At 61.8% G+C, this 4377-nt stretch carries 7 protein-coding genes; 5 read left to right on the top strand and 2 right to left on the bottom strand.

The window, feature by feature from the left end; translation table 11 throughout:
* Positions 1-200: helix-turn-helix transcriptional regulator (locus tag KA184_21650; GenBank protein ID MBP8132192.1), on the bottom strand; the 200-nt coding region annotated here is incomplete at its 3' end.
* 525 nt (positions 201-725) lie between these two features.
* A complete protein-coding gene (locus KA184_21655) occupies positions 726-1181 on the bottom strand; it encodes an Hsp20/alpha crystallin family protein (GenBank protein MBP8132193.1) in 456 nt (151 codons plus the stop codon).
* A gap of 308 nt (positions 1182-1489) precedes the next feature.
* On the opposite strand from KA184_21655, the gene KA184_21660 reads away from it, so the two are divergent.
* From KA184_21660 to KA184_21680, 5 genes are all read left to right on the top strand, one after another.
* Positions 1490-1873 carry an exosortase system-associated protein, TIGR04073 family gene (locus KA184_21660; protein ID MBP8132194.1) on the top strand — a complete coding sequence of 128 codons (384 nt, stop codon included), beginning with the start codon at positions 1490-1492 and terminating at the stop codon, positions 1871-1873.
* A gap of 34 nt (positions 1874-1907) precedes the next feature.
* On the top strand, positions 1908-2153 hold the full coding sequence (locus KA184_21665) for a hypothetical protein (protein MBP8132195.1): 246 nt from the start codon (positions 1908-1910) through the stop codon (positions 2151-2153).
* Positions 2150-3004, top strand: a complete 855-nt coding sequence (locus KA184_21670; GenBank protein ID MBP8132196.1) for an HDOD domain-containing protein — start codon at positions 2150-2152, stop codon at positions 3002-3004. The genes KA184_21665 and KA184_21670 overlap by 4 nt, the downstream gene beginning before the upstream one ends.
* An 8-nt stretch (positions 3005-3012) precedes the next feature.
* A complete protein-coding gene (gene recF / locus KA184_21675) occupies positions 3013-4086 on the top strand; it encodes a DNA replication/repair protein RecF (protein MBP8132197.1) in 1074 nt (357 codons plus the stop codon).
* The coding region (locus tag KA184_21680; protein MBP8132198.1) for a DUF721 domain-containing protein at positions 4058-4377 on the top strand (320 nt) is incomplete at its 3' end. The genes recF and KA184_21680, both read left to right, overlap by 29 nt.

The raw sequence follows: 4377 nt of genomic DNA on the forward strand, positions 1-4377 counted from the left end.
AAAGCCAGATAGACCTTGCGGTACAACTCACGCTTCGTGCCGACATGATGGTGCACCGTTGCGATGTTGAGCCCCGCCGCCGCGGCGATTTGACGCGTCGTGACGCCGTGAAACCCACGTTCCGCGAACAGCGCCGTAGCGGCCTCCAGAATGCGCGCGATGCTCTCATTCGCGGTGTGGGCGCGTGTCGGTGACTGCATGAGACTCACTTGGTGCCGTGTTGAGGAAGCTGGACCGAGTATACGGCGGAACCCGGCATATGCGCAATTGACCCGGACTCCTTGACCCGAAACTCCTTTGAAATACGGCGGCTTGCCGTCGCCTTGCCTCGCCAAGCTCGCCTGTCGGATGAATGGCTTTCCGGCCGCGTCCGGCATAAGCCGTCCGCGAACCATGCCAGCCAATCCAGAAATATACTATCAATGGCAGAATAGGATCAAAGCCTGGAGGTCAAATAGAGTATAAGAACGGAGACTGTCCGTGGGGATACGAGCAGCACCGAACGCGGCGGCGCGAAAGTCGCGAAGTAGCGCGGACACAGGACAAGAGAAACATGCTTCCGTCCCTTTTCGTAAACGGCGCCCATTTGCAGCAGACGTTGACCGAAGGGGTCTGTCAACCATGCTGCATTGGAGTGTGAGCCCGGCAAAAGGTCGGCCCCCGCGCGGGGGGAGGGGGAAGGCCGCGCGGGGGCGGTGGGATGGGTGTATGAGGGTGTAGAAGACCTAACCTGTCGTAACCTGAATCTGTTTCCTTTTCGCTTGCTCCGCTTTCGGAAGCGTCAATTTGAGAACGCCGTTGTCGAGCGTTGCGTTGACACGTTCGGCATCCACGGTGCGGGGGAGGCGGACCGACCGCCGGAACGAGCCGTGATTCCGCTCGAAGCAGTGCCATCCATTGGTCTCGCGTTCCTGGTCCTGTTCATGTTTGCCGCGAATGGTCACGATGCCGTCCATAATCGAAATGTCCACGTCTTCCTTGGCGACGCCCGGGAGATCGGCTTCAAGGAGGTACGCGTCCTCGGTTTCCCGCACGTCTACCTTCGGAGTCCAAGTCTCGTAAGATACCATCCCCGTCTTACCAAAAAGGTTGCCTGCCAAGCGGTCACATTCGCCCTCAAACGCCGTGAGTCCGGCCCACAGGGTCCGGGGCCTGTATTGCCGAATTACCAGATTCGTCATGGTCTGCTCTCCTGTAGTTTCTTGTCTCCTGCCAACTGGTATGAGAGAAGCACGCAGCATGCCAAGAACACGCTGATGCAGCAAGTCCTTACTTCAGCAAGGGTTAAGGTGCCGGCGCCGCGCAAGCCGCTGACGCCGGGGGGGAACAGACTGCTCTGAATTGGAGGGGCATTCGTTTCGTTTTGGAGCATTATAGCGGGCAGAACACCGGGGGTTATTAATTGACAGCGCGGGGGGAGTGTGATAGACTCGGCCTGCTGGCAATAGCGGAAGCAAAGCGGTGACAGCGCTTTGAGGAGGGCGTCCAGGTGAATATGCGCGGTAAGTTCGTGCTGGTGGCAGTCACAGGGTTGTTGGCGTTGGCCATTTTCGTCGAGACCCCCTTGGTCGTGGCCCAGAACTTCAACCCGGACTTGGATTTGCCGAAGCCGACCGGATTTGAGAAAGTCCTCACGAAGCTGGGGCGCGGCATCTCGAATATCTTGTTGGGTTGGGCCGAGATTCCCGTCACCTGGGACCGCAAGCTCAAAGAAGGCAAACCTTTGGGATATCTGGTCGGTGTCGCGCCGGTACTCGGGACCGCACGGGCGTTTATACGCACGGGCACTGGTGTCTTCGAGGTGGTGACCTTCCCCTTCTCCGACCGGGACGTTAATTACGAAGCCGTCCTTGAGCCCGATTACATCTTCTAGCGTCATTTCATGGAAGCGCCAGGGGCCCGCTCTCGTGGGCGCGCTCACGTTGTCTGATGGGCGTCTGTGCAATGTGGTTCTGGCGGGCGCGCGGCAGAATCCGAAAGGGGCGGCGGTGGTGCTTGCCGGCGCGGCGGGCACGGCTCCACAAACGGTAATGTTGGCGGACGCCCACAACCTGTTTCACCCGAAGCAGCTCATTGATGTCCTTTGCATGCAGGAACGTATCTTTGGCAAGAGCAATTTGCCGCCGCCTGGCGATGTGGACGGCGTGCCGTGACCCTGCAGTACGACATAGACCGTTTTCTCGACGAGGTGGTGACGCTGCCCAGTCTGCCTGAAACGGTAGTCCGGGTTTCCCAGATGATCGAGAACCCGGAATGCCGGCTGAAGGATGTCGCGGGGGCCATATCAGCGGACCCGGCCTTGGCGATCAAGACGTTGCGGCTGGTGAACTCCGCCTACTATGGACTCGGCCAGCAGGTCACTACGCTTGAGCATGCGGTCGTGCTGCTGGGCATCAAGGTGATCAAGAATCTTGCGCTTACCGCCACTGTGTTCGAGACGTTCAAGTCGGGCACCGGCGCCCTCCTCCGCCACAGCATTGCTTGTGGTACGGCCATGCGCGCGCTTGCGGGGAACGGGCTGGTCCCGTCTGCAAAACGCGTCACCCCGGACGAGGCATTCGTGCATGGCCTGTTGCACGATATCGGCAAGGTGATCATCGAGGAATTCTTGCCGGAGGAGGCGGCCAAGATACCCGGGTTAATGCAAACGCGCCGCATCACGTGGTGCCAGGCGGAACAGATGTTGCTCGGGGTCGACCATGCCCAGGTGGGTGCGCGCCTGGCCGCGAAATGGAAACTGGCCCCGCTACTCGTTCAGGCCATCGGCGGCCATCACGACCTGTCGCGCTGTTCAGACGACTCCGGGCGTTTGTTGGCCGCTACGGTTGCGGTCGCGGATTACCTGTGCGCCGCGTGCGGCCTGCACGCCGCAAGCGGAGCGTGCCATCCGCAAGAGGACATCTGGGACGTCTCAGGCATCCGGCCGGAGATGGTGCCGTCCATCGTTCAGGGATTTCTCGACAGCTATCCGATGGTGGACGAATTGGTCAACTTGGCCGTCTAGGAGAGGGGATGCGACTGGTCCGCGCCGCGTGCCGCGATTTCCGGTGTCTGGATGACGTGGTTTTCGAGCCCGCGCCGGGCTTGACGCTGCTGCGCGGCGCCAATGGGCAAGGGAAGACTTCCCTGCTTGAGGCAATCCTCTACGGCACGACGACGAGAAGCCACCGCACGAACCAGGACGCGGAACTGGCGCGGCACGGGGCGCAGGCCTTTTACGTGCGCATCGAGGGGTGGCGCGCAGACCACGAGATCTGTATCGAGGCGGGCTGGCGCCAAGGCGCAAAGCGGTTCAAGGTCAACGGCGTGGCGCAGACCCGGCTCAGCGACATTCTGGGCAAGATCCACGTGGTTTTGTTCTGTCCCGAAGACGTCGACCTCGTGCGAGGCGGGGCCGCCTCGCGCAGGCGCTTCCTGGACATGGGCATATCCCAAGTCAGCCCCGTCTACCTCAACGCGTTGCAGCAGTACCGGCAGGCGCTGCGTCAGCGGAACGAACTGCTGCGCAAGCAGGAAGCGGATGCGGCCCTGCTCGACGTGTGGGACGTGCAACTCGCCCGCGAGGGCGCCATACTGATGCGCGAACGGGAACGTTACGTGCTTGAGCTCGCGCGCTACGCCGGGGACGCTTACGGGCGTATTGCCGAACGGGAACGGCTCTCGCTGGCGTATCACCCCGACGTGCCCGACCCGGGTCAGTTCGGCGCCGCGCTGCTCAAGATGCGCGACACCGACCTCAGGCGGGGCATGACGGGGCGGGGCCCACACCGCGATGACGTGCACATCCACATCGCGGAACAACCTGCACGGCAATTCGCCTCGCAGGGGCAGCAGAAGACCGCGGCGCTGGCCCTGAAACTCGCGGAGCTTGAAGTGGTTCGGGCGCGCGCGGGAGAGTATCCTGTAATGATGTTGGACGAGGTGCTTGCCGAACTCGATGAGGCGCGTGCGCGCCGCCTCGTGGCGGCCATCGCGCCGGAGGTACAGTGCCTGGTTACTACGACGGAACTCGAACCGCGGCCCGGGCGTTTCGGGTCGGATTGGACGGCATACCGCATTGAACGAGGAAAAATCGAGGAGATTTGAGGGCGTTACGCCGGTCGCGGAGATTCTGGCCCGCCTCAAGCAGTCGGGTAAACTCGGTCAGAACCTCGAATACGCGCGCATCTGGGAACACTGGGCAGCGATCGCGGGCGCCCGGCTCAGCGCGCACGGCCAACCGTACACGGTCAAGGACGGTCAGTTGCGCGTGCGTGCGGACAGCGCGGTGTGGATGCATCGATTCAGCTACGAGAAGTGGGGTATCATCGGGCGCATCAACCGCATGGCGGGGAAGGAGCTCATCAGCGACCTGTTCGTCACGCTCGAACCGGAAGA

Source organism: Candidatus Hydrogenedentota bacterium, from assembly GCA_018005585.1.
GTDB lineage: Bacteria > Hydrogenedentota > Hydrogenedentia > Hydrogenedentales > JAGMZX01 > JAGMZX01.

Bases quoted from the DNA above. Each gene is read 5' to 3' on its own strand.
- KA184_21655 (MBP8132193.1), bottom strand. From the start codon at position 1,181: ATGACGAATCTGGTAATTCGGCAATACAGGCCCCGGACCCTGTGGGCC.
- recF (MBP8132197.1), top strand. From the start codon at position 3,013: ATGCGACTGGTCCGCGCCGCGTGCCGCGATTTCCGGTGTCTGGATGAC.